The following is a 25178-nucleotide window of genomic DNA, read 5'->3' on the forward strand; positions in this document are numbered from 1 at the left end:
CCGCGCGCGGGACAATCATTCTAGGATTCCGACATGAACAGTTTTTCCCCCGAGCCGGACCACGTCACCGAACTGCGCCGCCAGCTCTCGCGCTGGGTGGCCGACAAGATGCCGCGCGAGAAGCGCCGCGAATGGGACAAGGCTCATACGTGGGACCGGAGCCTGTTCAAGGAACTCGCGGCCATGGGCCTGATCGGCCTCACCATCCCGGAAGAATATGGCGGGCAGGGCGAGGACATCTATGCCGCTGCCGCCGTGATCGATGAGCTTTGCCAGGGCGGTCCCAGCATGGCAGGCCCGTTCATCCATGCCGCCTTCTATGGTGGCCTCAACATCTCCGAGAACGGGTCGAAGGAGCAGAAGGAAGCGCTGCTGCCCAAGCTGGCGCGCGGCGAGATGTTCCTTTGCTACGGCCTGTCGGAACCCAATGTTGGCGGCGACCTGCCGAGCGTCGAGACGCGTGTCGAGCATGATGGTGACGATATCGTCATCAATGGTGCCAAACGCTGGTGCACGGGCGCCGACTGGTCGGATTATATCTACTGCCTCTGCCGCTCCGGCGGACCGGAAGACCGTCACGGCAATCTCACCTTCGTCCTTGTGCCGACCAATGCGCCGGGCGTCTCGATGCAGCCCATCGAGCACGTGAACCTGCGCTACACGGCGTCCATGGATGTCTTCCTTGATGACGTGCGCCTGCCGGCCAGCGCCATCGTCGGTGGCCCCGAGAAATGGAACAAGGGTTGGGAGGCCCTCGCTGGCCGCGCGCTCGATGTCGAGAAGATCGAGATTACCGCCGTCGCTTTTGGCATCGCCCGCGCCGCGCTGGAAGAAGCCTGGGTCTATGCGCAGGAACGCACCCAGTTCGGCAAGCCGATCTCGAAGCACCAGGCGATTGCCCACAAGCTCGTCACCGCGCGCACCAGGCTCGCGGCCTGCCGCCACATGCTCTACCACGCCGCTTGGCTCGCCAGCGAGCACCAGCCATGCAGCGTCGAAACCGCCATGGCCAAGCTCTTCGTCGCCGATACCGGCGTCGAGATCGGCCTCGCCTGCCAACAGGTCATCGGCGCCTATGGCCTGTCGGATGCCTATGACATCGAACGCAATGTCCGCGACCTCCTCGGCATGCCCATCGTCGGCGGGTCATCGGATATCCAGAAGAACAATCTGGCGCGGATGCTGAGGCTGTAGGGGACAGGTATGATTGGCATCGTTTTATTCGTCTTCGTTGTTGCACTAGTGCTGACGGGCGGGGTGTTTATCGTGCGCGCCGCATGGGAGGTTCACGTCGTCAGGCGCCGCCGCTGGGAGGAAAAGGAAAAGTGGGAGCTTGAGCAGCTCAGCAGGCGAAAGAATACAGAATGACACAGGCGCCGACCCAGACGTCTCCCGAACTCTCCTACGCTTCCTATTTCGACGATCCGCTGAAACGGCGCCTCATCCGCACGGTTGAGCGCATGTCCGGCCAGCCAAAGATCAAGAAACTCTACGAACACTATCGCGATCATCTCGCCCATGACGTGCCCTTCTTCGAGGCCGCCATGCGCCTGCTCGATCTCGACGTGCAGTTCTCCGCCTCGCGCCTGGCCGAAATCCCGCGCACGGGCCCGCTGGTGATCGTAGCCAACCACCCCTTCGGCGTACTCGATGGCCTGGTCATCTGCTGGCTCACCAGCCTGCGCCGGATGGATTTCAAGGTCCTCACCAATTCCGCGCTCGACGGCGTGCCCGAGGCGCGGCCCTACATCTTGCCCGTTGATTTCTCCGGCACGAAAGAGGCCCTCGCCGCCAATGTCACCATGCGCAAGGCGGCGCTCGATCATGTGAAGGCGGGCGGCTGCGTCATCGTCTTTCCCGGCGGCGGCGTCGCCACCACCCCGCGCCCGTTCGACCGCACCGCGGTCGACGATGAATGGAAGCCGTTCACCGCCAAGCTCATCACGCATTCCGGCGCGAGCGTGACGCCAGTCTATTTCGAGGGCCAGAATTCCCGCCTGTTCCAGCTGGCGAGCCATATGTCGCTGGAACTGCGCCTTGCGCTCGTTTTCCGCGAAGTGAAACGCCGCATGGGTACGGCCCTGCCTGTTGTCATCGGCGAGACGCTCAACCCGGAGGCCCTGAAGGATGCCGGCAGGCGCAAGGGCCTCATGACATTCCTCCGCGCGCAAACCTACGGGCTTGCTCCCCTCGGCCAGACCCTGCGATATGATGCAGCTACACGCCGGTTCATGGCAAAGAAGCCGCTGGTCTTTCGATAGGCTTTGGAGGGACGAACATGAGCGATTCGCTGGGGGAGGCCGTCGACGGGGCCATGGCGCACGCCGCCGCAGACGCCGCCGCTGGACTCGCGGACGGGAAGGGTGGCCCGCACGACACAAACTGCCTGAATTGCGGCAAGGCGCTTGAAGGCAATTATTGCCCGAATTGCGGGCAGAGCACCCAGAGCCTCAGGCGACCCTTCTGGGCGTTGCTCGGGGAAAGCGTTGAAACGCTGTTCTCGCTCGATGGCCGCGTTGCGCGCACACTGCCCGACCTCCTGCTCCACCCTGGCCGGATGACGCGCGCCTATCTTGACGGCCAGCGCGCGCGCTTCATTCCGCCCTTCCGCCTCTATGTCTTCGCATCACTGGTCTTTTTCGTGCTCCTGCCGCTCTTGATGGGCCAGCGCATCGCGTTTTCCCCGAAGGCCGCGCAGAGTTTTGAGGAAGCCCGTGCAGGGATAGAGCAGTCCTACAAGGACGGCGACATGACCGAGGAGCAATACCAGTCTTCGATCCAGGGTCTCGGGAAGGCTGAGGACCTGTTGCGCGGCGACGTTCCGGGCCTTGTCACGCCTCCGGTACCGGAAGGGGAGGACGGCGCCCCGTCAGCCCCGGCAGAAGAACGGGCTGGCTTCATGCCGCAAGAGGCGCTCGACGCAATCCGGGAGGCCGGAGAGAACGGCGACCCGGAGGCCGCACGCTTTGCCGAAGTCATGGACGAGCCGGGCCGGCTTGCCGAGCAGACCCAGCGCTGGATTCCCCGGATGATGTTCGTTCTGTTGCCGGTCTATGCCTGCCTGCTGGCCCTGCTCTATGCTTGGCGGCGGCAATTCCTGTTCTTTGACCATCTGGTCGTCTCGCTGCATTTCCACTCGGCGATGTTCTTCGCGATGGCCATAGGCGCGCTGCTGGCACCCTTTATCGGCTTCGGCTGGGTCTTCCTTGGGCTGCTGGTTTACTCGAATGTCTACCTCTATCGCCTGAACCGCGTGGTCTATGGGCGCGGCCAGTTCGGCTCTGTCGTGCGAACGCTGACGCTCGACAGCATCTATTTTGTGATCCTAATGGCGGCGCTCCTGACGGCTGTCGTCCTCGGGGCCTTGTCGCTGTGAGGTGCGCATATGACTGGCGACCCTGACATTCGGTCGGCCATGCCAGAACATGTATCGGCCATAGCCCGCATTCACAGGGAAGCGAGGGCAAAGGCGATGCCCTGGCTGGCCGTCGTGCACTCGCCTGAGGAAGACCTCGCTTTCTTTCGCGATCAGGTCCTGCCAACCTGTCATACCGAAGTTGTGTTGATCAATTCCACCCCAGTTGCCTTCAGCGCAGGCAAGGGCGACTGGCTCGATCACCTCTATGTCGCGCCAGATGCATGGCGGTCCGGCCTGGGGTCAGTCTTGCTGTTCCGGGCCATGGACAGCGCGCCAGCCCTGCAATTGTGGGCATTCCAGCGCAACGCCGTGGCCCGTGATTTCTACGAGCGGCACGGATTCCGCGCGGTGGAATTGACCGACGGCACCCGCAATGAAGAAGCTGAACCCGACGTGCGTTATGTCTGGGAGCGGGGAGCAAGCAAATGATCACGATCGATCAGTTCCGAGCTGTCACACTCAGCTTCCCGCATGCCCTCGAGAAACCGCACTTCGACCGGGCGGGCTTCCGCGTCGACGTTCCGAAGGGCAAGATGTTCTGCACGCTGGCGGGTGACACGGAGACTTGCAACGTCTTCCTGACGCCCGAGGAACAGGCCATGCTGGTCGGCGCCGAACCGGATATCTTTTTCAAGGTGGCGAACAAATGGGGCGACAAGGGCGCAACGTCGATCCGGCTTTCGGCATGCGATGAAGCCACGCTCCGCTCCGCGCTGACCCTGTCCTGGCGTCATGCAGCTCCGACAAAATACCACGACGAACTGACGCTTTGACGCGCCGGGTTTCCGGTCTAGGCTTCACGCATGCTTGATACACACATGCCTGCCAGCCTCCTCGCCAACGTCCGTTCCCTCGCGCCGGAACTCGCGGCGCGCGCCGCCGAGATGGAGGAGGTCCGCCGTCTGCCGGCAGACCTTGCCGCGAAAATGGCGGCGGCTGGCATGTTCCGCATGATCACGCCGAAAAGCCTTGGCGGGCTGGAGCTGGCACCGCACGATTTTGTTGAAACCGTTGAAGCGGTGGCGACTGCCAATGCCAGCGCTGGCTGGTGCGCCATGATCGGGGCCACGACCGCCATGAACGCCGCCTATATGGACCCGGCCATGGCAGGCGAGATCTATTCCGATCCGGGCATCATCACCGGCGGCGTCTTCGCGCCCATGGGCAAGGCGGTGATGGAAGGCGACCATTATCGCGTGACCGGCCGCTGGCAGTGGGGCTCGGGCTCGGCCAATTGCACCTGGCTCTGCGGCGGCTGCACGATCTGGGAAAATGGCGAAATGAAGCGCCTGCCTTCCGGCGCGCCGGATGCGCGCATGATGGTTTTCCCAGCATCAGATGCGACCCTGCTCGACACGTGGCATGTCATGGGCCTGAAGGGCACGGGTTCGGGCGACTTCGAAGTGAAGGACATCCTTGTGCCCAAAGGCCGGTCGGTTTCGCTGGTGGCTGACCAGCCACATGAAAAGGGCCCCCTGTTCAAGTTCCCGGCCTTTGGACTCCTGTCGCTTGGCGTCTGCGCGGTTGCTCTCGGCAATGCGCGCGGCTCGCTGGATGCCTTCGCCGCGCTTGCCACGGCCAAGAAATCGCAGGGCTCGTCCAAGACCCTCGCCGAACGCCAGACCATGCAGGCCGATTTCGCCAAGTGCGAAGCTGCCTGGCGCGCGGCCCGCGCCTATCTCTTCGATGAGATCGACCAGACATGGACGGTCGCGACAGGGGAGGGCGCCATCCCGATGGAACGGCGCGCAGCCCTGCGCATGGCCTGCACCCACATGACGCGCACAGGCGCCGATATCTGTCGCACGCTGTACGACCTTGGCGGCGGCGCCGCCTTGTTTGAATCCTCGGACCTGCAACGCCGTTTCCGCGATGCTCACGCCATGACACAGCATATCGTGACGGCCCCTTCGACGTGGGAACTGACCGGCCGCATCCTGTTCGGCCTGCCGACCGATGGCGGCATGGTCTAGGCGCGCGCAGGCAGGCTCAGGCAGGCTGCAGAATATTTAAAATTGTGACTGGCGGGCCCCGGCGGGACCGTGCCAATGTAACAACATCACGCATATCGTGCGTTGCCTTTCAAAGGGAAGTCCCATGAAAATTCACGGATTGATGATGGCGGTCTCGCTCGCGGCGCTCGCTGCGACAGGCTGCACGAGCGCGCAACTGGGCCAGGAACCGGACCTCTATGTCGAGCTGCCCGGACCGCCGGACACGCCGCCGACCCCGCCCCGCATTGATGCCGACCCCATGGCCATCGACACGAGCACGGCCTGGGGCGCCTACCTGTCCGACTTTCTCGAGTCCTATTTCCCGATCAATCCGGATTTCGCCATCTACCAGGGCCGGCACGAATTCGACGGCCAGCTGCCCGACTGGTCGCCCGCCGGGCTGAAACTCGCCATCGACCAGCGCCAGCAGGCGATCGAAGCGGCCGAAGCGCTTGACGCAGATGCCCTTTCCGACAGCGACAAGTACGAGCGCACCTACCTGATCCACGTCCTGCAGGGGGAGCTGTTCTGGCTGACCGAGGCCGACTGGCCGCACAGGAACCCCGACTTTTATGTCGGCGCGCTCGACCCGAACGTCTACATCGCCCGGCCCTATGCCGACGCAGAAACGCGAATGAAAGCCTTCATCAAATACGCGAAGAACGTGCCGGCCGCCGCCGCGCAGATCGAGGCGAACCTCGGACTGCCGCTGCCGGAAACCTACCTGAAATATGGCCAGGCCGGGTTCAGCGGCTTTGCCGACTATTATTCCGGCGATGCCAAGGCCGCTTTTGCCGAGGTGACAGATGAATCCCTGCAGGCCGAGTTCGACGTCGCCGCTGCCAAGGCGGCCAGCGCCATGCAGCACCTTTCCGATCATATCGGCTCTGTCCCGGCCACGCCGGACGGCTTTGCCCTGGGCGCCGAGAAGTTCTCCGACATGGTCCGCCTCACCGAAGCGGTCGACGTTCCGCTCGCAGAATTGAAGGCCATCGGCCAGGCTGACCTGAAGCGCAACCAGGACGCGCTGAAGGCCGCTTGCACCGTCTATGCGCCGGGACTCGGCCTCGGCGATTGCATGGCCAAGATGGGTGCCAACAAGCCTGCAATCGGCCCGGTGGAGGAAGCTCGCGAACAATTGCCTGAACTGCGCGCTTTCCTCGTTGAGAACGACATCGTGTCCATTCCGGGCACCGAGCAGGCGCTCGTCGAAGAGTCGCCTCCCTATAACCGGCAAAACTCGGCCTATATCGATATCCCGGGGCCTTACGAAACCGGCCTGCCATCGGTATATTATATCTCACCGCCGGACCCGTCCTGGGACGAGGCGACCCGCGCCGCCTACATCCCCGGCAAGATGGACCTGCTCGGCACCAGCGTGCACGAGGTCTGGCCCGGCCACTTCCTGAATTTCCTGCATTCGAACCGGGCAGAGTCCGTACTCGGCAAGCTCTTCGTCGGCTATGCCTTCGCCGAGGGTTGGGCGCACTATACCGAAGAGATGATGTTCGATGCGGGCCTGCATGACGGCGATCCGGAAACTCATATCGGCCAGCTCTCCAACGCCCTCTTGCGCGATTGTCGCTACCTCTCTGCCATCGGCCTCCATGCCGAGGGCATGACGGTCGAGGAGAGCTACGACCTCTTCCGCAACGAATGCTATCAGGATGCAGGGAATTCTACCCAGCAGGCCGCGCGCGGTACCTATGACCCGGCCTATCTCAACTATACGATGGGCAAGCTCATGATCCGCAAGCTGCGCGAGGACTGGACGGCGAAACACTTCCCCGACGATCCGCGTTCGGGCTGGAAGGCCTTCCACGACGAATTCCTGTCCTATGGCGGTCCGCCGATCCCGCTGGTGCGCCAGCAGATGATGGATGAGCCCGAAGTGAAGGCGGTCTTCTAGGCCGCTATCGCTACCAAGTCTCGCACCAAGGCCTGAGATCCATTTCATGGGTCCAGGCCGACCGGTGCTGGCCGTGCAGCCAGACATAGTTCTTGGCGATCTCGTCCGGCAGCAACAGGCCGTCGCGTTCCTTGCGGTCAGCCGCATCCGGCAGGTTGTCGCGAATGAACTGGCTGTCGATCGCACCGTCGATCACGACATGCGCGACATGGATGCCCTGAGGGCCGAGTTCGCGCGCCATGCTCTGGCCGAGCGCACGTAGCGCATGCTTGGCGCCTGCGAATGCCGAGAACCCAGCGCCGCCGCGCACGCCTGCTGTCGCGCCTGTGAAGATTACCGTGCCTCGCCCGCGCGGCACCATCACACGTGCCGCCTCGCGCCCGGCCAGGAATCCTGAAAACGCCGCCATCTCCCAGACCTTCTGGTAGACCCGCGTCGTCATCTCGCGGATCGGGAAGCGGACATTCGCCCCGATATTGAACACGCAGACTTCCAGCGGGCCGACCTCCGCCTCGATCTGGTCGAACAGGGCGACGGTCTGGTCCTCGTCGCGTGCATCGACACCGAACGCCCGGCCCTTGCCGCCGTCGGCTTCGATGCTCGCCACCAATTCTTCCAGCTGGTCGAGACGCCGTGCCCGGCGTGTCACGCAAGCCGTCAGGCCCTCTTTCGCGAAGGCCCGCGCAATCGCGCCGCCCGTCGCATCGCCCGCGCCGACTATTAGTGCTGCACCTGCCATGGCCTGTCATCCTCTTGCTGCTGCCAGCAACACTCGCCTAGGGTGGCACCTATGCCAAGGGCGCGGCGCTAAAGGGAGGCGATAGGATTTGGCGACGCCGCTCAGCATCGGAATTGCGGGCGCCGGCATTGGCGGGCTGGCAGCTGCGGCATTCCTTGCCCGGGAAGGCCACCGCGTCACCGTGTTCGACCAGTTCGAGACCGCCGGGCCAGTCGGCTCGGGCCTGATCCTGCAGGAGACAGGGCTCACGGTCTTGAACGAACTCGGCCTGCGGGCAGGGGCCGAATTGCTTGGCGCGCCCATCCGCCGCCTCTATGGCCGCTCGAATCCGTCCGGTCGCACGGTGCTGGATGTGCGCTACGGGTCGCTCCGGTCCGGCCTGATGGGCGTTTCGATCCAGCGCCCAACATTGTTCAATCTCGTCCATGTCGCAGCGCTCGCCGCCGGCGCGCGCCTCGTGCCATCGACCCGTATCACGGCAGCCAATCCGAACGATGCGACACTCATCGATTCCGGCGGCGGCGTACACGGGCCGTTCGATGTGGTCGTCGACGCCCTCGGTGTGCGGTCGGTTCTGGCCTCATCGCCGCGCCGGGACCTGCCTTATGGCGCGCTCTGGGCCACGCTGCCCTGGCCGAGGTCCGGACCGTTCCGCAACGACGCGCTCGAACAGCGCTACGAGGCCGCCAGCCGCATGGCTGGTGTCATGCCGTCTGGCAGCGTTGCCGACGGCCAGCCGAAGACCGTCACCTATTTCTGGTCCATTCGTGGCGACCGGCATGATGCCTGGCGGGCAGCTCCGCTCAACCATTGGCGCGATGCCGCGCTCTCGCTCTGGCCGGAGACCGAGCCCCTCCTGGCCCCCCTCAAGACCCACACCGACCTCACCTTTGCCCGCTACAGCCACCGGACGCACTGGCCCGCCGTGTCGGGCCGCTTGGTCCACCTCGGCGACAGCTGGCACGCCGCCAGCCCGCAATTGGGGCAGGGCGCCAACATGGCCCTGCTCGATGCCTGTGCGCTCGCCCGGGCCATTGGCAGCAAGCCGGATGCCCGAGAGGCGCTGGCTGACTATGCCCGCATGCGCGCGAGCCATGTGCGCCTGTTCCAATTGATGAGTTTCCTGTTCACGCCGGTCTACCAGTCGGACTCACGTGTCCTGCCCTGGCTGCGCGACTGGCTGGCTGCGCCCGTCAGCCGCATCTGGCCCGGCCCGCAGGTTCTGGCGGCGATGGTCTCAGGCGGGCTCGGCGCACCGCTCTGGCGGCTGGGCCTGAAGCCGGGCCGCTAGCGCTGGCAGGTGCTGCAGTAAAAGCTCGACCGCCCGGACTGCACGATCCGTTTCACATTGGCCCCGCACGTCTTGCAGGGCTTGTGTTCGCGGTCATAAACATCGAACCGGTGCTGGAAATAACCGAGCTCGCCGCTGGCGCTGGCAAAGTCGGAAATCGACGATCCGCCCGCATCGATCGCTTCGGCAATCACCTGGTTGATCGCCGGCGCCAGCCGCGCGGCACGCTGGCCTGGAATGCTGGAGGATTTTCGCTTCGGCGATATTCCCGCCCGGTAAAGCGCCTCGCAGACATAGATATTGCCGAGGCCCGCGATGATGGATTGGTCCAGCAGGGCCGCCTTGATGGGAGTCGCCTTGCCCTTCAGCGCGGCGTCCAGGTAAGCCGCCGAGAACCCGTTCGACAGGGGCTCCGGGCCCATCGCCTTCAGGCGCGGATAGGATTCGAACGTCGCGGCGGGCCACAGCTCCATGAAACCGAAACGGCGCGGGTCATTGTAGGTAACGGTGTGACCGTCCTCCATGTGGAAGACGACATGGTCGTGGCGCGCATCCTCGCCGGTCTCATGGTGGAAGTCCGCCGTCGTTCCGCCGCCGACGGTGAATCGCCCCGTCATGCCAAGATGCATGACCAGCACTTCGCCTGTCGAGAGATCGGCCGTTAGGAATTTCGCGCGGCGCCCGAGCCGTTCGATCCGCGCGCCGCTGACGCGCTCGGCAAAGCGGTCGGGGAAGGGGAAGCGGAGATCGGGCCGGTTCTGCAGCAGGGACAGGATCGTCTGGCCCTCCATGACAGGGGCAAGTCCGCGGCGAACTGTCTCGACTTCGGGTAATTCAGGCATTCTTATCGCATATAGCCTATGGCAGTCAGGGCAACTATGGTGGCGCGCATGTCAGAGACGAAAACAGAGCGCAAGGTCTCCTTCGGGTTCGAAGAGGTGACGGAGGCCGAGAAGGTCGCCCGGGTCAAGGGCGTGTTCCGCTCGGTCGCCTCGCGCTACGACCTGATGAACGATCTCATGTCGGCTGGCGTGCACCGCCTCTGGAAGCATGACGCGATGAACAAGCTGAACCCGCAACCGGGCGAGCGCCACCTGGATGTGGCGGGCGGCACGGGCGAGCTTGCGCGGGCCTTCCTGGAACTGGCCGACAAGGCCGGCAAGCGGCGTGGCGTGTCAGACAAGGCCACGGCCATTGTCTGCGACATCAATGATGCGATGCTGGAGGCCGGCAAGGCGCGTGCCGACAATGCGAAATGGGAAGGCCGGCTCGACTGGGTCTGCGCCGATGGCCAGAACCTGCCATACCCCGACCGCACGTTTGATGCCGTCACCGTCTCGTTCGGCATCCGCAATTTCGCCGACCGGGTTGCTGGCCTCAGGGAATTCCGCCGCGTGCTGAAGCCCGGTGGCCGACTCGGCGTGCTCGAGTTCAGCCATATGACGGCGCCTGCCCTTCAGGCCGCCTATGACACCTACAGCTATAATGTGATCCCGCGCCTCGGCAGCCTCGTTGCGGGCGACAGGGAGAGCTACCAGTATCTCGTAGAATCCATTCGTCAGTTCCCGGATCAGGAGACATTCCGTGCGGAAATGGAAGGCGTGGGTTTTTCCCGCGTGTCTGTGACCAATTTTTCCGGCGGTATCGCAGCCCTTCACTTCGGCTGGGCGGTCTAGCGATGCCGAATGCCCTGTCCGACTACCTGCGCCTGATGCGGGCGGGCACCTCTCTTGCCCGGCATGACGTGATTCTCCCGGATGCGTACCAGTCGCGCCTGCCGGTTCCTGCGCGGATTGCGGGCGGCGTTTTGCGCGTATTCGGTGGTGGCGCGCGGGGACGACCCGGCGAACGCCTCGCCCGCGCCCTAGAGAAACTCGGGCCTGCCTATATCAAGCTCGGCCAGTTCCTGGCGACGCGCCCGGACGTGTTCGGTTCGGACGTGACGACCGATCTCAGCCGCCTCAAGGACAAGCTGCCGCCTTTCTCGGACAAGCTCGCCCGCGCAGCGTTGGTCGAGGAATTCGGGCTGGAGGAGGCAAACCGTCTCTTCCCGGAACTCGGACCGCCGATTGCCGCCGCGTCGCTGGCGCAGGTCCACAGGATGGAGACGGCGGGCGGATCCCGCGCGGTGAAAATCCTGCGCCCCGGCATTGAAGGCCAGCTGATCCGCGAACTGTCCGCCATGAAGCGGGCGGCGCGCACGATTGAAGGCGTATCCGTCGACAGCCGCCGCCTGAAGCCGGTCGCATTCACCGAGACGATCGCTGCGGCCATGATGCGCGAGACCGACCTTCGCCTCGAAGCAGGCGGGGCCGACGAAATGCGCGAGCTCAGCGAGAAGAGCGGCTATTTCCAGGTCCCCAAAGTTGACTGGGATCGCACCGGCCGGCGCGTGCTCACGACCGACTGGGTCGAAGGCATTCCGCTGACTGACCCTGAGGCGCTGGCCAATCCCGCCATCGACCGGGCTGCGCTCGCCAATGACATCACGCGCGGGTTCCTGACCCATGCCATCGAGCACGGCGTCTTCCATGCAGACATGCACGAAGGCAACATCATCATCACGCCGGAAGGCAAGGTCGCGCTTGTCGATTTCGGCATTATCGGCCGCATCGGCATGACCGAGCGACGCTTCCTCGCCGAAATCCTGTGGGGTTTCCTGAAGCGCGACTATACGCGTATCGCGGAAGTCCACTTTGAGGCGGGTTATGTGCCGCCCAGCCAGTCCGTCGGCGACTTTGCCCAGGCCCTGCGCTCGATTGGCGAGCCGGTTCACGGCAAGCCGGCCGAAGAAGTCTCCATGGGCCGCGTGCTCCTGCAGCTGTTCGACTATACGCACACGTTCGGCATGGCGATGCGGCCGGAACTCGTCCTGCTCCAGAAGACGATGGTCCAGGTCGAGGGCGTCGCCCGGGCGATTGATCCGTCACACAATATCTGGAACGCGTCTGAGCCTGTGGTCGGCGCGTGGGTGCGCCGCAGTTTCGGGCCCGAGGGTGCGGCGCGCCTTGTCAGCGCCAACCTGCGCGAAGTGACCAACAGGCTGAAACGGCTGCCAGACGTCATGGACCGTTTCGAGGCCTCGCTCGACGGCCCTGCCACGCCCGCACCGCCCCCTCGCGACCGCTTCGCCCCCTGGTGGGGATGGTTCGGCCTCGTCACCATCCTCGCATTGATCGCCTATGCCGGTGTCGCCAGCCTCAGCTGACCGGCCTTCGATGGCGTAATGTGCAGGCTTCACTCCCGCACAGGGTGTAAGTCCTTAATCCGCGTTAACGAATGCCGTAGGCTTTGCCTTTCCGAGTCGGAAGGGACGCGTCATGAAGCCATTCCTGTTTGCCGCTGCGAGCCTCATCTTGCTGGCGCCAGAGGCGCTGGCGCGCGACCTTATCCGCGTTGGACCGACGGTCGATCATGCCGGCCTGTTCCCGCAATCAGCTGTCTGGTCAGCACCAGACCTGAAGGGCGGATCGGGCCGCACGGACCCGGCAGCGGCCAGTCAGGCTCGGATCATTACCGTCTCACCCCGGCGCGAAGGCGCCTCCAGCAGCATCCGCGTGTTCCGCGGCGCTTCAGTCACGCCAACCGGCAGGGCAGGCACCGACAATGCTGATCCGTCACTCACCGCAAAGACCGTGATCCGGCTCAAGAAGCCGCCGCGCAATCCCTACAAGACCGTGATCGTCTATGCGCCGCAGTCGGTCCGCGCGGTCCGGGCACACCGGAATCCTGACTGAATTGCCCCAAATCTTTACCGGTAGCTGCGCTTTCACGGGCTTTTGTCGGGTTTGTGCAAGGATTTTGCGCTAAGAAGGCGCCAGCAACCTATTTGAAGGTCCATGGAACAGAAGCGCATCCTCCTTGTCATCGGCGGCGGCATTGCCGCCTACAAAAGCCTTGAGCTGATCCGCGAGCTGGGCCGGCGTGGCATTGCCAGCCGCTGCATCGTGACGAGGGCAGGCCAGGAATTCGTGACACCGCTCTCGGTATCCGCCCTGTCCGGCGACAAGGCCTATACCGAACTCTTCGACTTGGATGAGGAAGCCGAGATGGGCCACATCCAGCTTTCGCGTTCGGCCGACCTTGTCGTTGTCTGCCCGGCCACGGCCGACCTGATGGCAAAGGCCAATGCAGGCCTTGCCAATGACCTAGCGTCCACCATGCTGCTGGCCACCGACAAGCCGGTGCTCATGGTGCCCGCCATGAATGTGCGCATGTGGCAGCATGCGGCAACGATCCGCAATGTCGCGCAGCTGCGCGCTGATGGCGTTACCGTGATGGAGCCCGACGAAGGCGCCATGGCCTGCGGCGAGTTCGGTCCCGGCCGCCTGCCGGAACTGCCTGCCATCATTGCAGCCATCGAAGCGCAGCTTGAAGGCCAGGGCCACGGCGCCCTGACGGGCTTTCATGCGCTCGTCACAGCCGGGCCGACGCGAGAGCCGCTCGATCCAGTCCGTTTTCTTTCAAATCACTCCTCCGGCCGTCAGGGCTATGCCATTGCCGCTGCCTTGGCTGCACAGGGGGCTCGCGTCACGCTCGTGTCCGGCCCTGTTTCGCTCTCGCCGCCGCGTGGTGTGACGCTGCTGAATGTCGAGACTGCGCGCCAGATGCTGAAGGCTTGCGAGGAGGCCTTGCCTGCCGACGTGTTCGTATCAGTCGCGGCTGTTGCGGACTGGCGCCCGGCGCGAGCCGCCACCAAGAAGCTCAAGATCAAGGGCGCCGGCAGCGAGGCGCCTTCCATGGAACTCGCCGAAAATCCGGACATTCTCAAAACCCTGTCCAACAAGCGCAAGCATCGCCCGCGTCTCGTCATCGGCTTTGCCGCCGAGACGCACGATGTTGAAGACTTTGCTCGTGCCAAGCTCGACCGTAAGGGTTGCGACTGGATTGTCGCCAATGACGTGTCCGGGGATGTCATGGGTGGCGCTGAAAACGAAGTCGTGCTGATTTCGCATGACGATGCTGAGCGCTGGCCCCGCATGGGCAAGGACGAGGTGGCCAGCCGCCTTGCGCGCAGGATCGCTGCCGAACTGACGGGCGACGATGGCGGCGTCCGCCTTGCGGCGGAGTAGGAACGCACATTGACTCGCGCGCGCGGCTGACGCACTCGCCCGCCATGATCATTCGTCCCTATGACCCGACCGACCTGCAGGCCCTCCATGTCATCAACCAGGCGGGCGTGCCCGGCGTGGGGGATGAGACGCAGGAATCGCTCGGAAAATGGCTGGGCCTCAGCGATGCCCGCGTCGCTGTCGACGAGGCGGGAAATCTGCTCGGCTTCATCAACCTGCTTCCGCCCGGCACGATGGAATATACCAGCGCTAATCTGCGCTGGCTGGAAGCCTGGGGCGATGATTTCATCTATGTCGACCGGATCGCGATTGCTGAAACGGGCCGTGGCCAAGGTGTAGGCGCTGCGCTGTATGCGGCTGCCTTCGACGCCTATGCTGGCAAGACGCCGTGGATCACCTGCGAAGTGAACTTGCGCCCGCCCAATCCCGGCTCGCTGCGCTTCCATCAGCGCCTCGGTTTCCAGGAGATCGGCCGGCGAAGCTATGCTGACGATACGAAGGAAGTCGTGTATCTAGCCCGCCCACTGGCTTGACTCGGCCGCGCGACTCAAACACGCCTGCGGTCATGAAAAAAGTTGCCGTAAATGTCTGCCCGTTGCCTCATTTCGAGGGACTCGACCTGCCCGCTTATGAGACAACCGGGTCTGCCGGGATGGATGTACGCGCCGCCGTTCCTGAGGCCGATCCCATGGTCCTGATGCCCGGACACCGCGCCATGGTGCCCACGGGCCTCAGCGTCGCGATTCCGGAAGGGTATGAGATCCAGGTGCGTCCGCGCTCGGGCCTCGCTGCCAAGCATGGCCTTACCTGCCTCAATACGCCCGGCACGATCGACAGTGACTATCGCGGCGAGATCAAGGTCATCCTGGTCAATCTCGGCGATGCGCCTTTCACCATCGCGCGGGGCGAAAGGATTGCCCAGCTCGTGCTGGCGCCCGTCACGCAGCTCGACTGGAAATCGGTCGGAAGCCTTGACGAAACCGACCGGGGGGCTGGCGGATTCGGCTCGACGGGGCGATAATGGCCCTTGCATCGGGCGGAAATCTGCCCATATATCGAAAAACGATATAGTGAGAGGACCCGCCCAATGAACCCGTTCGAAATGGTTGTGATCATCGTGCTGATTTCCGTCGGTGCGGGCGTGCTGAAGAATTACTTCCAGATGAAGCAGAACAGGCAGGCTGATGCTGCGTCCGAGAAGGACGTCGCGCGTATGCAAACCGACATCGAGCGGCTGAAGGAACGCGTTCACGTGCTCGAAAAGATCGTCACTGACAATGATCGTCAGCTCGCCGATGAAATCCGCAAGCTCGCCTGACCGATTCTGTTAACGCTGTTCGCAAAATTGGCCCATTCCAGTCCATGGGATACTAAAACCTCTCGTGTAAACAAGGCGCCAAACGGAGGGACACCGTATGGCGACTTTTGGCAAAAAGAACGCTGGATCAGGCCGGGCGCCAGCCTTTGGCAAGCGCCGGGCCTCATCTTCATCGGCTGGCGTATTCGCAATGCCTGCGCATCCATCGGGCGATCTGTCGCCGGAAGCGCGCGCCTTCCTTGAAGCCGAACGCGGCATGCGCGCTTCGGAAACATCGTCGTCCTTTCCCATGCCGTCCAGTACGCCGCAGCCCTCGTATGGTTCTGCCGGAAAACCTGCGGGCAAGCCCGTGTTCGGCCGTCGCATCGTCGCCCGCATCGTCGATGAGCTTCTCATCGTGGTTCCCATGGCCATGATTCTCATGCCCTCGCTGAATGGCGCCCTTGAAACACTGGCTACGGCGGAGCCGCGCTCGTTCGAGGCAACCAATGCCAATCTCGAGTTCATCAAGGCCGGTCTGCTCATTTTCATTGCCCAGGCTGTCTACGGTATCGCCATGGAAGGTTCGGCCATGCAGGCCACTCTGGGCAAGCTGATGGTCGGCGCGATTGTCACCAGCAAGGATGGCGGCAAGCCTGGCCTGGGCAGCGTCATCATGCGCAACACGCTGGGGCGTTTCGCGGTCAATATCATCCCGTTCTATGCGGGATACCTGCTCGGGTTGTTCCGCGCTGACCGCAAAGGCGTGCATGACATGATGGCTGGCACGATGGTATGCGCCCGCGCCGCCGGCCAGGCATCCTATTCGGAAGTCTTCGCCTAGGGTCCCGCTCGCGTCAGATCAGCGTGCTGTCTTCCTTGGCGAACTTGGCCAGGAGATAGGCGTCGGTGTCCTCGATGGTATCGAGCTTTCCGAATGCAAATGCCTCGCGGTCCAGCACGAGATCGCGGGGGCGCAGTTCACGACTGATTTCCAGCCCTTCCAGCGTGCGCGCGCGGGAAAAGGCAACATAGGCTTGCCCATGGGCGAACATGCCGCTGTCGAAATCAATGAACACCTTGTCCAGCGTCAGGCCCTGCGCCTTGTGGATGGTCACGGCATAGGCAAGGCGCAGCGGCACCTGCTTGAACGTGCCGACTACTTCACGCTTCACCTTCTTGGTTTCGGGGTCGAGTTCGTAGCGATATTTCTCCCAGGCGGTCGGCTCGATTTCATAGGCTCGCCCCTCGATCGACACGATCACCGTTTGACCTGAAAAGCCTTCTACAATTGCCAGGGATCCGTTGACCCAGCGGCCTTCGGGGTCGTTCCGGATCAACATGACCCGAGCACCTTCCTTCAGTTCGAGGTCGGCCTCGGTCGGGTAGGATTTTTCGTCAAACTGCCCCTGTACATCTGCGGCGAACGTCTTTGACCGAGCGGTCAGGCCTTCGAGCCGCGCCTGGTTGATGCGATAGGCATTGGCATTGTTCGGCGTCAGCACGACATGCGTCTCGGAGGCATCGACTGCGCTGCGCGACGAGACGACGCCCCGCAATACAGCCTCGTCCATCGGCGTGACCCGGCCCGTCCGCAAGGCGCCCAGCAAGGCAAGAAACCGCGGGTCTTCCTGCCGGAACACGTGTTTCAGCGCCAGCAATGCAAACTCGGCTTCCTTGAAAGCCGGGGCATTGAAGAAATAGCTGCCGCCATAGCGCTGCTGAAGGATCGGCGCTTCGCTATTGGAAACGACCGGAGGCAGCTGGTGTAGGTCGCCCGACAAGATCATCCGCACACCGCCGAACGGGCGTTTCGACATGCGGTTCAGTTTCAGGCTGCGGTCAATCGCATCCAGCATATCGGAGCGCACCATCGAAATCTCGTCGATGATCACGGTTTCTACGGCCTTGATCAGCCGGGTCGAACGCAGCCGTTTGATATCGGTGGGCTCGATCAGGCGCGGCGGCAGTTTGAAAAAGGAATGGATCGTCTGCCCGCCTGCGTTCATGGCCGCGACGCCGGTGGGCGCCAGAACGACGGCCTTGTCGCCTGCGCCAGCGAGGAACTTGCGCAGCATCGTGGTCTTGCCGGTGCCCGCGCGCCCGGTGAGGAACAGGTTGCCTTGCGCCCCGGCGCCGGTGGCGACCCATCTGGCGGGTGCAGCATAAAGGGTTTCGGGATCTGCGGCAGGCGTCTCGGTCATGTCCCCGCTTAACGGGGTTTTTCTTCCATGGCGAGGGTCCGGGGTACCTGGTGGGGCCGAGGCCGGATTGACATTGACTGAAAACAAATTACTTTGAAATGCAAAGTGAATTAAGGACACGAGAAATGAGCCATCAATCCCTGTCGGACGACCTTACCTATTTGCGAGACATGGCTGAGGCAGGCCGCAACGCGCCCCTACTTGGCGGGCGCTTCCTTTCCTGGTGGGGCGGCCTGACGACACTCGCCTATGTTGGCCACTACGCGATTTCAGAAGGCCTGATGAGCCTGCAACCAATCGCGTTCGCCTGGATGTGGAGCGCCTACGGGATTCTCGGCTTCGGGGGATACAAGCTGCTGCAGATGACCTTCCCGACGAGCAAGCCCGGCGCTGAATCAATCGGAAACAAGGTGTCGGGTCTGGTCTGGACCGGCGCCGGCATCACCCTGTGTGCTTATTTTTCGGGTGCGATCCTGCGCTCGTTTGCTGATGGCCAGGCCAGCGAAGCCTTTGTCTGGTCCGTGCCGCTCGTGCTCGGTGTGTATGGATTATCGCAGCTTACCTCTGGTCTGATCGCCGGAAACAAGGTGCTGGCAATGGCCGGCTGGGGCGCGATTGCCAGCGTCGCCATTGCGGTTTTCCTGATGGGTTCCAACATCCTCTGGCTGCTCGGCGCCGGTGTTGCCTTTCTCACCGTATGCCTCCCGGGGGTCGTGCTCTTGCGCGGCGAACCTTCGGAAACCGTCTGATCCGCCATGAGTATCGACAACCCCTTTGATCATACTGATATTGACGATGTCATCCATGGACGCCTGCGGCTCGGCATCATGGCCTACCTGTCCTCGGTCAGCCCGGCTGTCTTTGGCGAGTTGAAAGCCAAGGTCGGTGCCACTGACGGCAACCTGTCGACCCATCTGCGCAAGCTTGAAGAGGCCGGTTATGTCCGCATCGAGAAGCGTTTTGTCGGCAAGCGGCCCCAGACACGGGTTTTCCTCACCGATGAGGGCAGGGCGGGCTGGGTTGCATGGCTCGACCGGATGCAGGCCCTCATGCGGGCAGCGGAATAGGCGGCCGCGGGTCAGGGGCTGATGAGGCGAACCTGCGTGCCGGACCGCGATGGCTTTGCGTCGGCCATCACCCGCCATCCCAGTTTCTCATAGGCGTGACGCGCTGCCATGTTCTGCGTGTCGACGTCGAGCGTCAGCGATTGTCCCGCTTCGCTCCGGGCGACGTCGAGCAGACCGCGCCCGACCCCGCACAGGCGCCAGTCCTCGTGCACGAAGAGGTGGTCTACATAGCCGGTTGAGACGTTCAGCGTGAGGAAACCGATCACACCGGCTGACGGTTCGACAGCGACCAGCACGCGCGCGCTGGCAAAGGCGTTTTGCAGTGCAGGCAAAAAGGCTTGCCATTCGCCCCGCCAGGGAAAGGCGCGCAAACAGTCCCGGAAAATGCGCAAGCACGGTACACGGTCGTTCCTGACGAACGGCCTGATGTTCCAACCGGCTCCGGCATGCGTGTACATGCCGGGAGCATAATCCGACTACATTTGCATCGTCCAGCCTTCGACACCCATGGCGGCCTGACGAACGGCTTCCGACAAGGTCGGGTGGGCGTGGCTGGTGCGGGCGATGTCTTCCGACGCAGCGCCGAATTCCATGGCAACGCAGATCTCGGCGATCATCTCGCCGACTCCGACGCCGATCATGTGTGCGCCGAGAATCCTGTCCGTGCCTTTTTCGGCAAGGATTTTCACGAAGCCCACTGTTTCATGGTTGGTGCGCGCGCGCGAATTAGCCATGAAGGGGAACTTGCCCTTCACATAGTCAACGCCGGCGGCTTTCAGTTCTTCTTCGTTCTGGCCGACCCAGGCGATCTCCGGATTCGTGTACACGACGCTTGGCACGAGATTGTAATCGACATGGCCGGCCTTGCCGGCGATCAGTTCGGCAACCGCTGTGCCGTCATCCTCGGCCTTGTGTGCCAGCATCGGGCCCGGAATGCAGTCACCGACGGCCCAGACGCCGTCCGCCACCTTGAAATGGCCATCCACAGGCTGGATCACGCCGCGCTTGTCCGGGCTGACGCCGATACTGTCGAGGCCAAGTCCATCCGTATACGGGCGGCGCCCAACCGCAACAATCACGACATCGGCGTCGATCGTCTCGCTGTCACCGCCCTTGGCAGGTTCCATGCTGAGCTTGAGCTTGCTTTTCAGTTTCTCGACGCCAGTCACTTTCATGCCCAGGCGGAATTCGAGGCCCTGTTTCTTGAATGTCTTCTGGGCTTCCTTGGCGACTTCCGCGTCGGCGGGCGGCAGGATGCGGTCGAGATATTCGACAACCGTGACTTCCGAACCCAGCCGCGCCCAGACCGACCCCATCTCGAGCCCGATCACGCCTGCGCCGATCAGCACCAGGCGTTTCGGCACGGCAGTCAGCGACAGTGCGCCCGTATTGGTGACAACCCGCTCCTCGTCGATCTCGATGCCGGGCAGGCTGGTTGGTTCCGAGCCCGTAGCGATGACGATGTTCTTCGTGTCGAGCACGGTCTTCTTGCCGTCCGCGGCGGTGACTTCGACCTTTCCCTTGCCGAGAATCTTTCCCTTGCCGCGGATATGGTCGACCTTGTTCTTCTTGAGCAGGAATTCGACGCCCTTGGTCAGGCCGTCCACCGCTTCCTCTTTCTGCGCCATCATTGTTGCCAGGTCGAGTTCCAGCTTGCCGACCTTGATGCCCATGCCGGCAAAGTCGTTCTGCGCCGATGCGTACATCTGCGAAGCGTGCAGCAGGGCCTTGGACGGAATGCAGCCGACGTTCAGGCACGTGCCACCGAGGGTGTCGCGCATCTCGATACAGGCGGTCTTGAGACCGAGTTGTCCGGCGCGAATGGCGCAATTGTAGCCGCCGGGGCCGCCACCGATAATGACGACATCATAGGTCTCTGACATGGGATTTTCTGCCTTGCTGAAGGAGCCTCTAGGGCGAGTGCCTGCAACCTAGGCATTTTGGTTACGAAATCAATGCGGCGGCTGAAGCGCCTTCAGGCTTTCTGCCGCCTGATGGCCAAAAGCGCAATTGTCAGGGCGATCAGGCAGGCGGAGAAAACCGCCTCGTCGGTCCACATGGCCGAATCGGCACCTGATGCAGCCATCAGGACCGGCAGCAGGAGGAACAGGAACGTGCCGATTGCAGCGACCAGCGCGCCGCCAGCGCGCCGCGCCAGGGCGAGGAGGCCGCCAATCAATATGACTGACGTGCCGAGGATGCGAATCAGGCTGGTCGGGGGTTGCAGCAGTGCGTCGCTCAACGGGCTGCCACGACCGGTTATCACGATCACGGCCGACAGGCCTTGCCACAACAGCCACGCGGACAGCAAGGACAGCGCGGCGGCGGCTAGCATTCTGGAATTCATTCGATCGTGCCTCCCTTGGCCTCTGCCTCAGGCTAGGCCGAAGCGGGAGTGTCGGCAATCGCTAATCAGAACAGGCGGATGGTGCGCTGTTCATGGCGTTTTGCGTTCATGCGGCGGCCATGGGCGGCGAAACTTGCGCGCTGGCGGGCAATGGCGGCGGGAACAAACACGGGTTTCGGCGGTGTGGCGCGAGGGCGTATGACGGTAGTGGCTGGTTCGGGCTGCGGGGGTGGTACGGGGGTGGCAGGGGCAGGGTCGGGCGCGACTGCGACCGGATCAACGGCCTCGGGTCTTGTCACGCGGACAGGCGCCCGCTTGCGAAGTTCGTAGACGGCGCTCAGCAGCAGCACAGCGCCGATGCCGGCACCGGCCACGGCGCCTTCAGCGATGCTCGGATCCTGCCACCAGCCATCCTCGAAGCTGACAAGATAGACGGTCGGGAACCCGGCGCAGAGGCCCATGATGTACCAGAGCACACCGCCGCGGCGGCGGCCGGAAATCATGACGGACGAGCAATAGAAGCTGAGTGCAGCGAGCAGGTAGGGCGCGCCATAGGCAATGCCGAGCGCGCGCCAGTCGACAGCGTCGAGGCCGTTCGCGATATCGTCCTGCACCATCCAGCTGACGACCATCATGATCGATGGCCAGCGCACAGCCGCCAAAGCGCCAAACGCGAAGGCGATGGCATAGAGGGCAATCAGCGAGGCAATGAGCTTGCGGAGCATCCAGTATGGCTAACACGGCGACGGTATATGCTGGCTGAACGGGACGTTGCAAATTTGATTGAATGCGGGTGAGAAGACAGGAAGGACGCCCATGCGCCCTCCCTGCTTGATGGTGCCGGTCAGGCCATTTCCGGCACGGGCCAGAGGCTCTTCGCAAAATACCGCGACTTCATCCGGTCCATATAGCTCACGAGATTTGTATGATCGCGCACAAGGCCTGACAGGGGTGTATCAAAATACTCGGTCGCGCAGGAGATCAGGACGGCCGATACGCTGGCATCAGCCACGGTCGGTGAATCTCCAAACAGGAAATCCTGTCCGGCAAGCTGGATGGCGATGGCCTGGAGGTCCCACGCCGCGAGTTGCATGCGTTCGCTTTCCGTATGCCGGGCCATGCCGCGTGCCATTTGTGTTGCAGTCATACTGTCGCGGACGTCCTGCATCACGCTGGCCCGGGCGGGTTCGGGTACGTCGCTGAAGAAGGCGGCAGGCCCTTTGAAGAAATTGTCGTCCTTCAGCCAGCGTTCCATCGCCATGATCGTGGTCAGATGGTCTTCCGCCATCCGCTCCAGCGCCCAGCTGGTTACGCTGTCCTCGTCACTCAGGCCTGCGGCCAGTGACCGACCCAGCTTGTTCTCGAAATGCCTGCGGATGAAATTGCTGTCCTGGATCAGGACGTCGCCATCCATGACATAGGGCGCCTTGTGCTTGGATACGGCGTCGAGGTCTGCGATGGCGCGGTTGAACTCCAGCCCGAGCATTTGCAGCTGGATGTCCGATTTCATCACATAGGGGCTGGGCGAGGGGCAGTCGAACATGGGGCCCCATCCGTAAAGCGTGATCATTGTCTGTCTCCATATCGTGGTTGCGATAGAGGCTTGATACGCGAGGCCTGCTGACAGCATGGTGTCAGCAGTGTGGCAGTAGGGTCGAGAAATCATGAGACGCACCGAACGCCTGTTCCAGATCATCCAGGTCCTGCGCCGCCATCGCGCGCCAGTCACCGGCCAGGCATTGGCCGAAGAGCTCGAGGTTTCCCTGCGTACGCTGTACCGCGACATGGCCGAGCTGATCGCCCAGCGCGTGCCGATCCGCGGCGAAGCCGGCACCGGCTACGTGCTGGAGGATGGATACGACATGCCACCGCTCATGCTGACGGCCGACGAACTGGAAGCCGCCGTGCTTGGTGCCCAATGGGTGGCCGCTCGCGGGGATGAGGCCCTGTCTCGGGGCGCGCGTGACCTGATCGCCAAACTGACGGTTGCCGTACCGCGCGAGCTGCAGCCCGTGATTGTCGATTCCGGCCTTGTGCCCGTCAGCTACCGCCGGCGCCCGAAAGACAATTTCGATGTGGCGCTGGTGAGGGGGGCGATCCGTGGACAGAACAAGCTGGCCATCGACTATGCCGATGAGGCCGGCAATGTCACCCGCCGTGTCATCTGGCCTTTCCTGCTCGCCTATTGGGATGAGGTTCGTCTCATTGGCGCGTGGTGCGAGCTGCGCCAGGATTTCCGCCATTTCCGCACCGACCGCGTGCGCAAGGCCGAGATGCTCGGCCGCTTCCCGGAGCGGATCGCGACCCTGCGGCGCCGCTGGGAAGTGCAGCGCAAGGAACAGCGCGGCAAGGCGTGATTTCAGTCGAACAGGCCGGGCAGCGTCGGCGCCGCCCCATCTGCATCGGCACGTTCCAGCTGCAGCATGTGCCGCTTGGTTGCCCGTCCGCCAAAGGCCGAAAAGCCACCAATCTTGCCGGAGGCGGCCAGCACCCGGTGGCAGGGCACGACCAGCGGCCAGGGATTCTTGCCCATAGCGGCCCCGATCGCCCGCGCGGCGTGCGGATCGCCGAGCGATTTCGCCAGCGTGCCATAGGTGGTCGTCTGCCCCCAGCCGACCTTGCGCAGGGCGGTATAGACCTTCGCGTTGAAGGCGCTCGCCCGGCCCATGTCGAGTGCGACATCGGTGAAGTCGATGGCCTCGCCGTCGAAATAGGCGCGCATGCACCCTGCGCAATTCTGGATCGACCGGGGCAGCGTGTCGGTCCATGTCGCCGACGCGACTCGACCGAGCCGGGTCTCGGTTGCGGCTTCATTGGCCTCTGGCAGCTGGACCTGGACGAGGCCCGCAGAATTCCACGCCAGGCCGCACGGGCCGATGGCCGTGTCGAACAGGTGGAAATGGGCTTCTGCCCGGTCAGGACCCGCATCCCTCGTCATGGCGTCAAGGATCGGCCCGAATGCGTCCACTATCAAGCGTGAATCCGGAAAGATTGGCATTGGCCCCTGCAACTTTCGCCTGCTAGGGAGGACGTCACAGAAAAAACCGAGAGGAAACAGGTATGGGCAGGGTTCAGGGAAAAATGGCACTCGTCACCGGCGGCGCACAGGGCCTCGGCGAAGCCATCGGCAAGATGCTCGCCAAGGAAGGCGCAAAGGTTACGCTGACGGATGTGAACGGCGCTGGCGCCGAAAAGGTTGCTGCCGAAATCAATGCCGCACATGGCGCGGGCACCGCCTTTGCCTTCCAGCATGACGTCACCGACGAGGCCCAGTGGCAGGACGTGCTGAAAGCGGCGCATGACGCGATGGGCGGCCTCAACATCCTGGTCAACAATGCCGGCATCGGCTCGCTCGGCAGCGTCGAAGACGAGACCTATGACATGTTCAAGAAGGTCCAGACGGTCGACGTCGATTCCATCTTCCTCGGCTGCAAGTATGCGATTCCTTTGATGCGGGACCATGGCCTCGGCTCGATCGTCAATATCTCGTCCATCGCCGGCATCATCGCGAGCGGCAATTATGTCGCCTACAACACGGCCAAGGCCGCTGTGCGCCACCTGTCGAAATCCATCGCCCTGCATTGTGCCAAGACCGGCGGGCAGATCCGCTCGAACTCGGTCCACCCGGTGTTCATCAACACGCCGATCCTCGACCGCACCAAGGAAATGTTCGGCGAGGAAAAGGCGCTCGAAAAGCTCGGCCGTCAGATCCCACTCGGAAAGGTCGGTGAGCCTGACGATATCGCCTATGCTGTGCTTTATCTCGCCTCGGACGAATCCAAACTGGTGACCGGCGCCGAACTCAAGGTCGATGGCGGCATATCTGCCCTCTAGGGGATT

At 63.2% G+C, this 25178-nt stretch carries 30 protein-coding genes; 21 read left to right on the forward strand and 9 right to left on the reverse strand.

Annotated features, from left to right (window positions below):
• Window positions 1-33: 33 nt before the first annotated feature.
• The 8 genes from AC0L7I_RS05500 to AC0L7I_RS05535 all read left to right on the forward strand — a co-directional run bounded on the left by AC0L7I_RS05500 (window position 34) and on the right by AC0L7I_RS05535 (window position 7321).
• On the forward strand, window positions 34-1194 hold the full coding sequence (locus AC0L7I_RS05500) for an acyl-CoA dehydrogenase family protein (protein ID WP_473398540.1): 1161 nt from the start codon (window positions 34-36) through the stop codon (window positions 1192-1194).
• Between the two features lie 9 nt (window positions 1195-1203).
• On the forward strand, window positions 1204-1368 hold the full coding sequence (locus tag AC0L7I_RS05505; RefSeq protein ID WP_473398541.1) for a hypothetical protein: 165 nt from the start codon (window positions 1204-1206) through the stop codon (window positions 1366-1368).
• Complete coding sequence (locus AC0L7I_RS05510; RefSeq protein ID WP_473398542.1) at window positions 1365-2261, forward strand: lysophospholipid acyltransferase family protein; 897 nt, start codon at window positions 1365-1367, stop codon at window positions 2259-2261. Before AC0L7I_RS05505 ends, AC0L7I_RS05510 begins: the two co-directional genes overlap by 4 nt.
• Window positions 2262-2278: 17 nt before the next feature.
• Complete coding sequence (locus AC0L7I_RS05515; protein WP_473398543.1) at window positions 2279-3376, forward strand: DUF3667 domain-containing protein; 1098 nt, start codon at window positions 2279-2281, stop codon at window positions 3374-3376.
• Between the two features lie 9 nt (window positions 3377-3385).
• Window positions 3386-3847, forward strand: coding sequence for a GNAT family N-acetyltransferase (locus tag AC0L7I_RS05520; RefSeq protein WP_473398544.1), 462 nt, complete (start codon window positions 3386-3388; stop codon window positions 3845-3847).
• Window positions 3844-4191, forward strand: a complete 348-nt coding sequence (locus AC0L7I_RS05525; RefSeq protein WP_473398545.1) for an MmcQ/YjbR family DNA-binding protein — start codon at window positions 3844-3846, stop codon at window positions 4189-4191. The genes AC0L7I_RS05520 and AC0L7I_RS05525 overlap by 4 nt, the downstream gene beginning before the upstream one ends.
• 30 nt (window positions 4192-4221) lie before the next feature.
• Window positions 4222-5391, forward strand: a complete 1170-nt coding sequence (locus AC0L7I_RS05530; RefSeq protein ID WP_473398546.1) for an acyl-CoA dehydrogenase family protein — start codon at window positions 4222-4224, stop codon at window positions 5389-5391.
• Between the two features lie 124 nt (window positions 5392-5515).
• Window positions 5516-7321 carry a DUF885 domain-containing protein gene (locus AC0L7I_RS05535; RefSeq protein WP_473398547.1) on the forward strand — a complete coding sequence of 602 codons (1806 nt, stop codon included), beginning with the start codon at window positions 5516-5518 and terminating at the stop codon, window positions 7319-7321.
• 10 nt (window positions 7322-7331) lie between these two features.
• Here the strand turns inward: AC0L7I_RS05535 and AC0L7I_RS05540 are convergent, their stop codons facing one another.
• Complete coding sequence (locus AC0L7I_RS05540; protein WP_473398548.1) at window positions 7332-8060, reverse strand: SDR family oxidoreductase; 729 nt, start codon at window positions 8058-8060, stop codon at window positions 7332-7334.
• An 88-nt stretch (window positions 8061-8148) separates the two neighbouring features.
• On the opposite strand from AC0L7I_RS05540, the gene AC0L7I_RS05545 reads away from it, so the two are divergent.
• Window positions 8149-9351, forward strand: coding sequence for an FAD-dependent oxidoreductase (locus AC0L7I_RS05545; RefSeq protein ID WP_473398549.1), 1203 nt, complete (start codon window positions 8149-8151; stop codon window positions 9349-9351).
• On the opposite strand, the gene mutM is transcribed toward AC0L7I_RS05545, so the two are convergent.
• Window positions 9348-10193 carry a bifunctional DNA-formamidopyrimidine glycosylase/DNA-(apurinic or apyrimidinic site) lyase gene (mutM, locus tag AC0L7I_RS05550; RefSeq protein WP_473398550.1) on the reverse strand — a complete coding sequence of 282 codons (846 nt, stop codon included), beginning with the start codon at window positions 10191-10193 and terminating at the stop codon, window positions 9348-9350. The two genes, AC0L7I_RS05545 and mutM, sit on opposite strands and share 4 nt — an antisense overlap.
• A 48-nt stretch (window positions 10194-10241) precedes the next feature.
• Here mutM and AC0L7I_RS05555 point away from each other — a divergent pair, with 48 nt between their 5' ends.
• The 8 genes from AC0L7I_RS05555 (at window position 10242) to AC0L7I_RS05590 (ending at window position 16564) form a co-directional block, all read left to right on the forward strand.
• Complete coding sequence (locus AC0L7I_RS05555; protein WP_473398551.1) at window positions 10242-11027, forward strand: class I SAM-dependent methyltransferase; 786 nt, start codon at window positions 10242-10244, stop codon at window positions 11025-11027.
• A gap of 2 nt (window positions 11028-11029) precedes the next feature.
• Window positions 11030-12559: an AarF/UbiB family protein gene (locus tag AC0L7I_RS05560; protein ID WP_473398552.1), complete on the forward strand. Its 1530-nt coding sequence runs from the start codon at window positions 11030-11032 to the stop codon at window positions 12557-12559.
• A 112-nt stretch (window positions 12560-12671) separates the two neighbouring features.
• Window positions 12672-13088, forward strand: coding sequence for a hypothetical protein (locus tag AC0L7I_RS05565; RefSeq protein ID WP_473398553.1), 417 nt, complete (start codon window positions 12672-12674; stop codon window positions 13086-13088).
• 102 nt (window positions 13089-13190) lie between these two features.
• On the forward strand, window positions 13191-14423 hold the full coding sequence (gene coaBC / locus AC0L7I_RS05570) for a bifunctional phosphopantothenoylcysteine decarboxylase/phosphopantothenate--cysteine ligase CoaBC (protein ID WP_473398554.1): 1233 nt from the start codon (window positions 13191-13193) through the stop codon (window positions 14421-14423).
• A gap of 44 nt (window positions 14424-14467) precedes the next feature.
• On the forward strand, window positions 14468-14956 hold the full coding sequence (locus AC0L7I_RS05575) for a GNAT family N-acetyltransferase (RefSeq protein WP_473398555.1): 489 nt from the start codon (window positions 14468-14470) through the stop codon (window positions 14954-14956).
• A gap of 32 nt (window positions 14957-14988) precedes the next feature.
• On the forward strand, window positions 14989-15444 hold the full coding sequence (gene dut / locus AC0L7I_RS05580) for a dUTP diphosphatase (protein ID WP_473398556.1): 456 nt from the start codon (window positions 14989-14991) through the stop codon (window positions 15442-15444).
• Window positions 15445-15510: 66 nt separating this feature from the next.
• Window positions 15511-15741 (forward strand): hypothetical protein, encoded by a 231-nt coding sequence (locus tag AC0L7I_RS05585; protein WP_473398557.1) that lies wholly within the window; start codon window positions 15511-15513, stop codon window positions 15739-15741.
• A 97-nt stretch (window positions 15742-15838) separates the two neighbouring features.
• Window positions 15839-16564, forward strand: a complete 726-nt coding sequence (locus AC0L7I_RS05590) for an RDD family protein (protein ID WP_473398558.1) — start codon at window positions 15839-15841, stop codon at window positions 16562-16564.
• Between the two features lie 13 nt (window positions 16565-16577).
• Here AC0L7I_RS05590 and AC0L7I_RS05595 read toward each other — a convergent pair whose 3' ends face one another.
• Window positions 16578-17924 carry an ATP-dependent DNA helicase gene (locus AC0L7I_RS05595; protein ID WP_473398559.1) on the reverse strand — a complete coding sequence of 449 codons (1347 nt, stop codon included), beginning with the start codon at window positions 17922-17924 and terminating at the stop codon, window positions 16578-16580.
• Between the two features lie 125 nt (window positions 17925-18049).
• Here AC0L7I_RS05595 and AC0L7I_RS05600 point away from each other — a divergent pair, with 125 nt between their 5' ends.
• Both AC0L7I_RS05600 and AC0L7I_RS05605 read left to right on the forward strand, forming a co-directional pair.
• Window positions 18050-18673, forward strand: coding sequence for a hypothetical protein (locus AC0L7I_RS05600; RefSeq protein ID WP_473398560.1), 624 nt, complete (start codon window positions 18050-18052; stop codon window positions 18671-18673).
• A 6-nt stretch (window positions 18674-18679) separates the two neighbouring features.
• Window positions 18680-18991, forward strand: coding sequence for a winged helix-turn-helix domain-containing protein (locus AC0L7I_RS05605; RefSeq protein ID WP_473398561.1), 312 nt, complete (start codon window positions 18680-18682; stop codon window positions 18989-18991).
• Between the two features lie 11 nt (window positions 18992-19002).
• On the opposite strand, the gene AC0L7I_RS05610 is transcribed toward AC0L7I_RS05605, so the two are convergent.
• The 5 genes from AC0L7I_RS05610 to AC0L7I_RS05630 form a co-directional block, all read right to left on the reverse strand.
• Window positions 19003-19449 (reverse strand): GNAT family N-acetyltransferase, encoded by a 447-nt coding sequence (locus tag AC0L7I_RS05610; RefSeq protein ID WP_473398562.1) that lies wholly within the window; start codon window positions 19447-19449, stop codon window positions 19003-19005.
• Window positions 19450-19467: 18 nt separating this feature from the next.
• Window positions 19468-20874, reverse strand: a complete 1407-nt coding sequence (gene lpdA / locus AC0L7I_RS05615) for a dihydrolipoyl dehydrogenase (protein ID WP_473398563.1) — start codon at window positions 20872-20874, stop codon at window positions 19468-19470.
• Between the two features lie 92 nt (window positions 20875-20966).
• A complete protein-coding gene (locus AC0L7I_RS05620; RefSeq protein ID WP_473398564.1) occupies window positions 20967-21338 on the reverse strand; it encodes a hypothetical protein in 372 nt (123 codons plus the stop codon).
• Window positions 21339-21403: 65 nt separating this feature from the next.
• On the reverse strand, window positions 21404-22063 hold the full coding sequence (locus tag AC0L7I_RS05625; protein WP_473398565.1) for a hypothetical protein: 660 nt from the start codon (window positions 22061-22063) through the stop codon (window positions 21404-21406).
• A 119-nt stretch (window positions 22064-22182) separates the two neighbouring features.
• Complete coding sequence (locus AC0L7I_RS05630) at window positions 22183-22908, reverse strand: glutathione S-transferase family protein (protein ID WP_473398566.1); 726 nt, start codon at window positions 22906-22908, stop codon at window positions 22183-22185.
• Between the two features lie 94 nt (window positions 22909-23002).
• On the opposite strand from AC0L7I_RS05630, the gene AC0L7I_RS05635 reads away from it, so the two are divergent.
• Window positions 23003-23695: a helix-turn-helix transcriptional regulator gene (locus AC0L7I_RS05635; RefSeq protein WP_473398567.1), complete on the forward strand. Its 693-nt coding sequence runs from the start codon at window positions 23003-23005 to the stop codon at window positions 23693-23695.
• A 2-nt stretch (window positions 23696-23697) separates the two neighbouring features.
• Here the strand turns inward: AC0L7I_RS05635 and AC0L7I_RS05640 are convergent, their stop codons facing one another.
• A complete protein-coding gene (locus AC0L7I_RS05640) occupies window positions 23698-24336 on the reverse strand; it encodes a methylated-DNA--[protein]-cysteine S-methyltransferase (RefSeq protein WP_473398568.1) in 639 nt (212 codons plus the stop codon).
• A gap of 62 nt (window positions 24337-24398) precedes the next feature.
• Between AC0L7I_RS05640 and AC0L7I_RS05645 the strand changes: the two genes are divergently transcribed.
• Window positions 24399-25172 (forward strand): SDR family oxidoreductase, encoded by a 774-nt coding sequence (locus AC0L7I_RS05645; protein WP_473398570.1) that lies wholly within the window; start codon window positions 24399-24401, stop codon window positions 25170-25172.
• The last annotated feature ends 6 nt before the right edge of the window (window positions 25173-25178 follow it).

The organism is Hyphomonas sp. J20-32, assembly GCF_055808555.1.

Excerpts from the sequence above, each read along its gene's own strand:
- AC0L7I_RS05500 (WP_473398540.1), top strand. The coding sequence starts at position 34 with ATGAACAGTTTTTCCCCCGAGCCGGACCACGTCACCGAACTGCGCCGC.
- AC0L7I_RS05505 (WP_473398541.1), top strand. The coding sequence starts at position 1,204 with ATGATTGGCATCGTTTTATTCGTCTTCGTTGTTGCACTAGTGCTGACG.
- AC0L7I_RS05510 (WP_473398542.1), top strand. The coding sequence starts at position 1,365 with ATGACACAGGCGCCGACCCAGACGTCTCCCGAACTCTCCTACGCTTCC.
- AC0L7I_RS05515 (WP_473398543.1), top strand. The coding sequence starts at position 2,279 with ATGAGCGATTCGCTGGGGGAGGCCGTCGACGGGGCCATGGCGCACGCC.
- AC0L7I_RS05520 (WP_473398544.1), top strand. The coding sequence starts at position 3,386 with ATGACTGGCGACCCTGACATTCGGTCGGCCATGCCAGAACATGTATCG.
- AC0L7I_RS05525 (WP_473398545.1), top strand. The coding sequence starts at position 3,844 with ATGATCACGATCGATCAGTTCCGAGCTGTCACACTCAGCTTCCCGCAT.
- AC0L7I_RS05530 (WP_473398546.1), top strand. The coding sequence starts at position 4,222 with ATGCTTGATACACACATGCCTGCCAGCCTCCTCGCCAACGTCCGTTCC.
- AC0L7I_RS05535 (WP_473398547.1), top strand. The coding sequence starts at position 5,516 with ATGAAAATTCACGGATTGATGATGGCGGTCTCGCTCGCGGCGCTCGCT.
- AC0L7I_RS05540 (WP_473398548.1), bottom strand. The coding sequence starts at position 8,060 with ATGGCAGGTGCAGCACTAATAGTCGGCGCGGGCGATGCGACGGGCGGC.
- mutM (WP_473398550.1), bottom strand. The coding sequence starts at position 10,193 with ATGCCTGAATTACCCGAAGTCGAGACAGTTCGCCGCGGACTTGCCCCT.
- AC0L7I_RS05555 (WP_473398551.1), top strand. The coding sequence starts at position 10,242 with ATGTCAGAGACGAAAACAGAGCGCAAGGTCTCCTTCGGGTTCGAAGAG.
- AC0L7I_RS05560 (WP_473398552.1), top strand. The coding sequence starts at position 11,030 with ATGCCGAATGCCCTGTCCGACTACCTGCGCCTGATGCGGGCGGGCACC.
- AC0L7I_RS05565 (WP_473398553.1), top strand. The coding sequence starts at position 12,672 with ATGAAGCCATTCCTGTTTGCCGCTGCGAGCCTCATCTTGCTGGCGCCA.
- coaBC (WP_473398554.1), top strand. The coding sequence starts at position 13,191 with ATGGAACAGAAGCGCATCCTCCTTGTCATCGGCGGCGGCATTGCCGCC.
- AC0L7I_RS05575 (WP_473398555.1), top strand. The coding sequence starts at position 14,468 with ATGATCATTCGTCCCTATGACCCGACCGACCTGCAGGCCCTCCATGTC.
- dut (WP_473398556.1), top strand. The coding sequence starts at position 14,989 with ATGAAAAAAGTTGCCGTAAATGTCTGCCCGTTGCCTCATTTCGAGGGA.
- AC0L7I_RS05585 (WP_473398557.1), top strand. The coding sequence starts at position 15,511 with ATGAACCCGTTCGAAATGGTTGTGATCATCGTGCTGATTTCCGTCGGT.
- AC0L7I_RS05590 (WP_473398558.1), top strand. The coding sequence starts at position 15,839 with ATGGCGACTTTTGGCAAAAAGAACGCTGGATCAGGCCGGGCGCCAGCC.
- AC0L7I_RS05595 (WP_473398559.1), bottom strand. The coding sequence starts at position 17,924 with ATGACCGAGACGCCTGCCGCAGATCCCGAAACCCTTTATGCTGCACCC.
- AC0L7I_RS05600 (WP_473398560.1), top strand. The coding sequence starts at position 18,050 with ATGAGCCATCAATCCCTGTCGGACGACCTTACCTATTTGCGAGACATG.
- AC0L7I_RS05605 (WP_473398561.1), top strand. The coding sequence starts at position 18,680 with ATGAGTATCGACAACCCCTTTGATCATACTGATATTGACGATGTCATC.
- AC0L7I_RS05610 (WP_473398562.1), bottom strand. The coding sequence starts at position 19,449 with ATGTACACGCATGCCGGAGCCGGTTGGAACATCAGGCCGTTCGTCAGG.
- lpdA (WP_473398563.1), bottom strand. The coding sequence starts at position 20,874 with ATGTCAGAGACCTATGATGTCGTCATTATCGGTGGCGGCCCCGGCGGC.
- AC0L7I_RS05620 (WP_473398564.1), bottom strand. The coding sequence starts at position 21,338 with ATGAATTCCAGAATGCTAGCCGCCGCCGCGCTGTCCTTGCTGTCCGCG.
- AC0L7I_RS05625 (WP_473398565.1), bottom strand. The coding sequence starts at position 22,063 with ATGCTCCGCAAGCTCATTGCCTCGCTGATTGCCCTCTATGCCATCGCC.
- AC0L7I_RS05630 (WP_473398566.1), bottom strand. The coding sequence starts at position 22,908 with ATGATCACGCTTTACGGATGGGGCCCCATGTTCGACTGCCCCTCGCCC.
- AC0L7I_RS05635 (WP_473398567.1), top strand. The coding sequence starts at position 23,003 with ATGAGACGCACCGAACGCCTGTTCCAGATCATCCAGGTCCTGCGCCGC.
- AC0L7I_RS05640 (WP_473398568.1), bottom strand. The coding sequence starts at position 24,336 with ATGCCAATCTTTCCGGATTCACGCTTGATAGTGGACGCATTCGGGCCG.
- AC0L7I_RS05645 (WP_473398570.1), top strand. The coding sequence starts at position 24,399 with ATGGGCAGGGTTCAGGGAAAAATGGCACTCGTCACCGGCGGCGCACAG.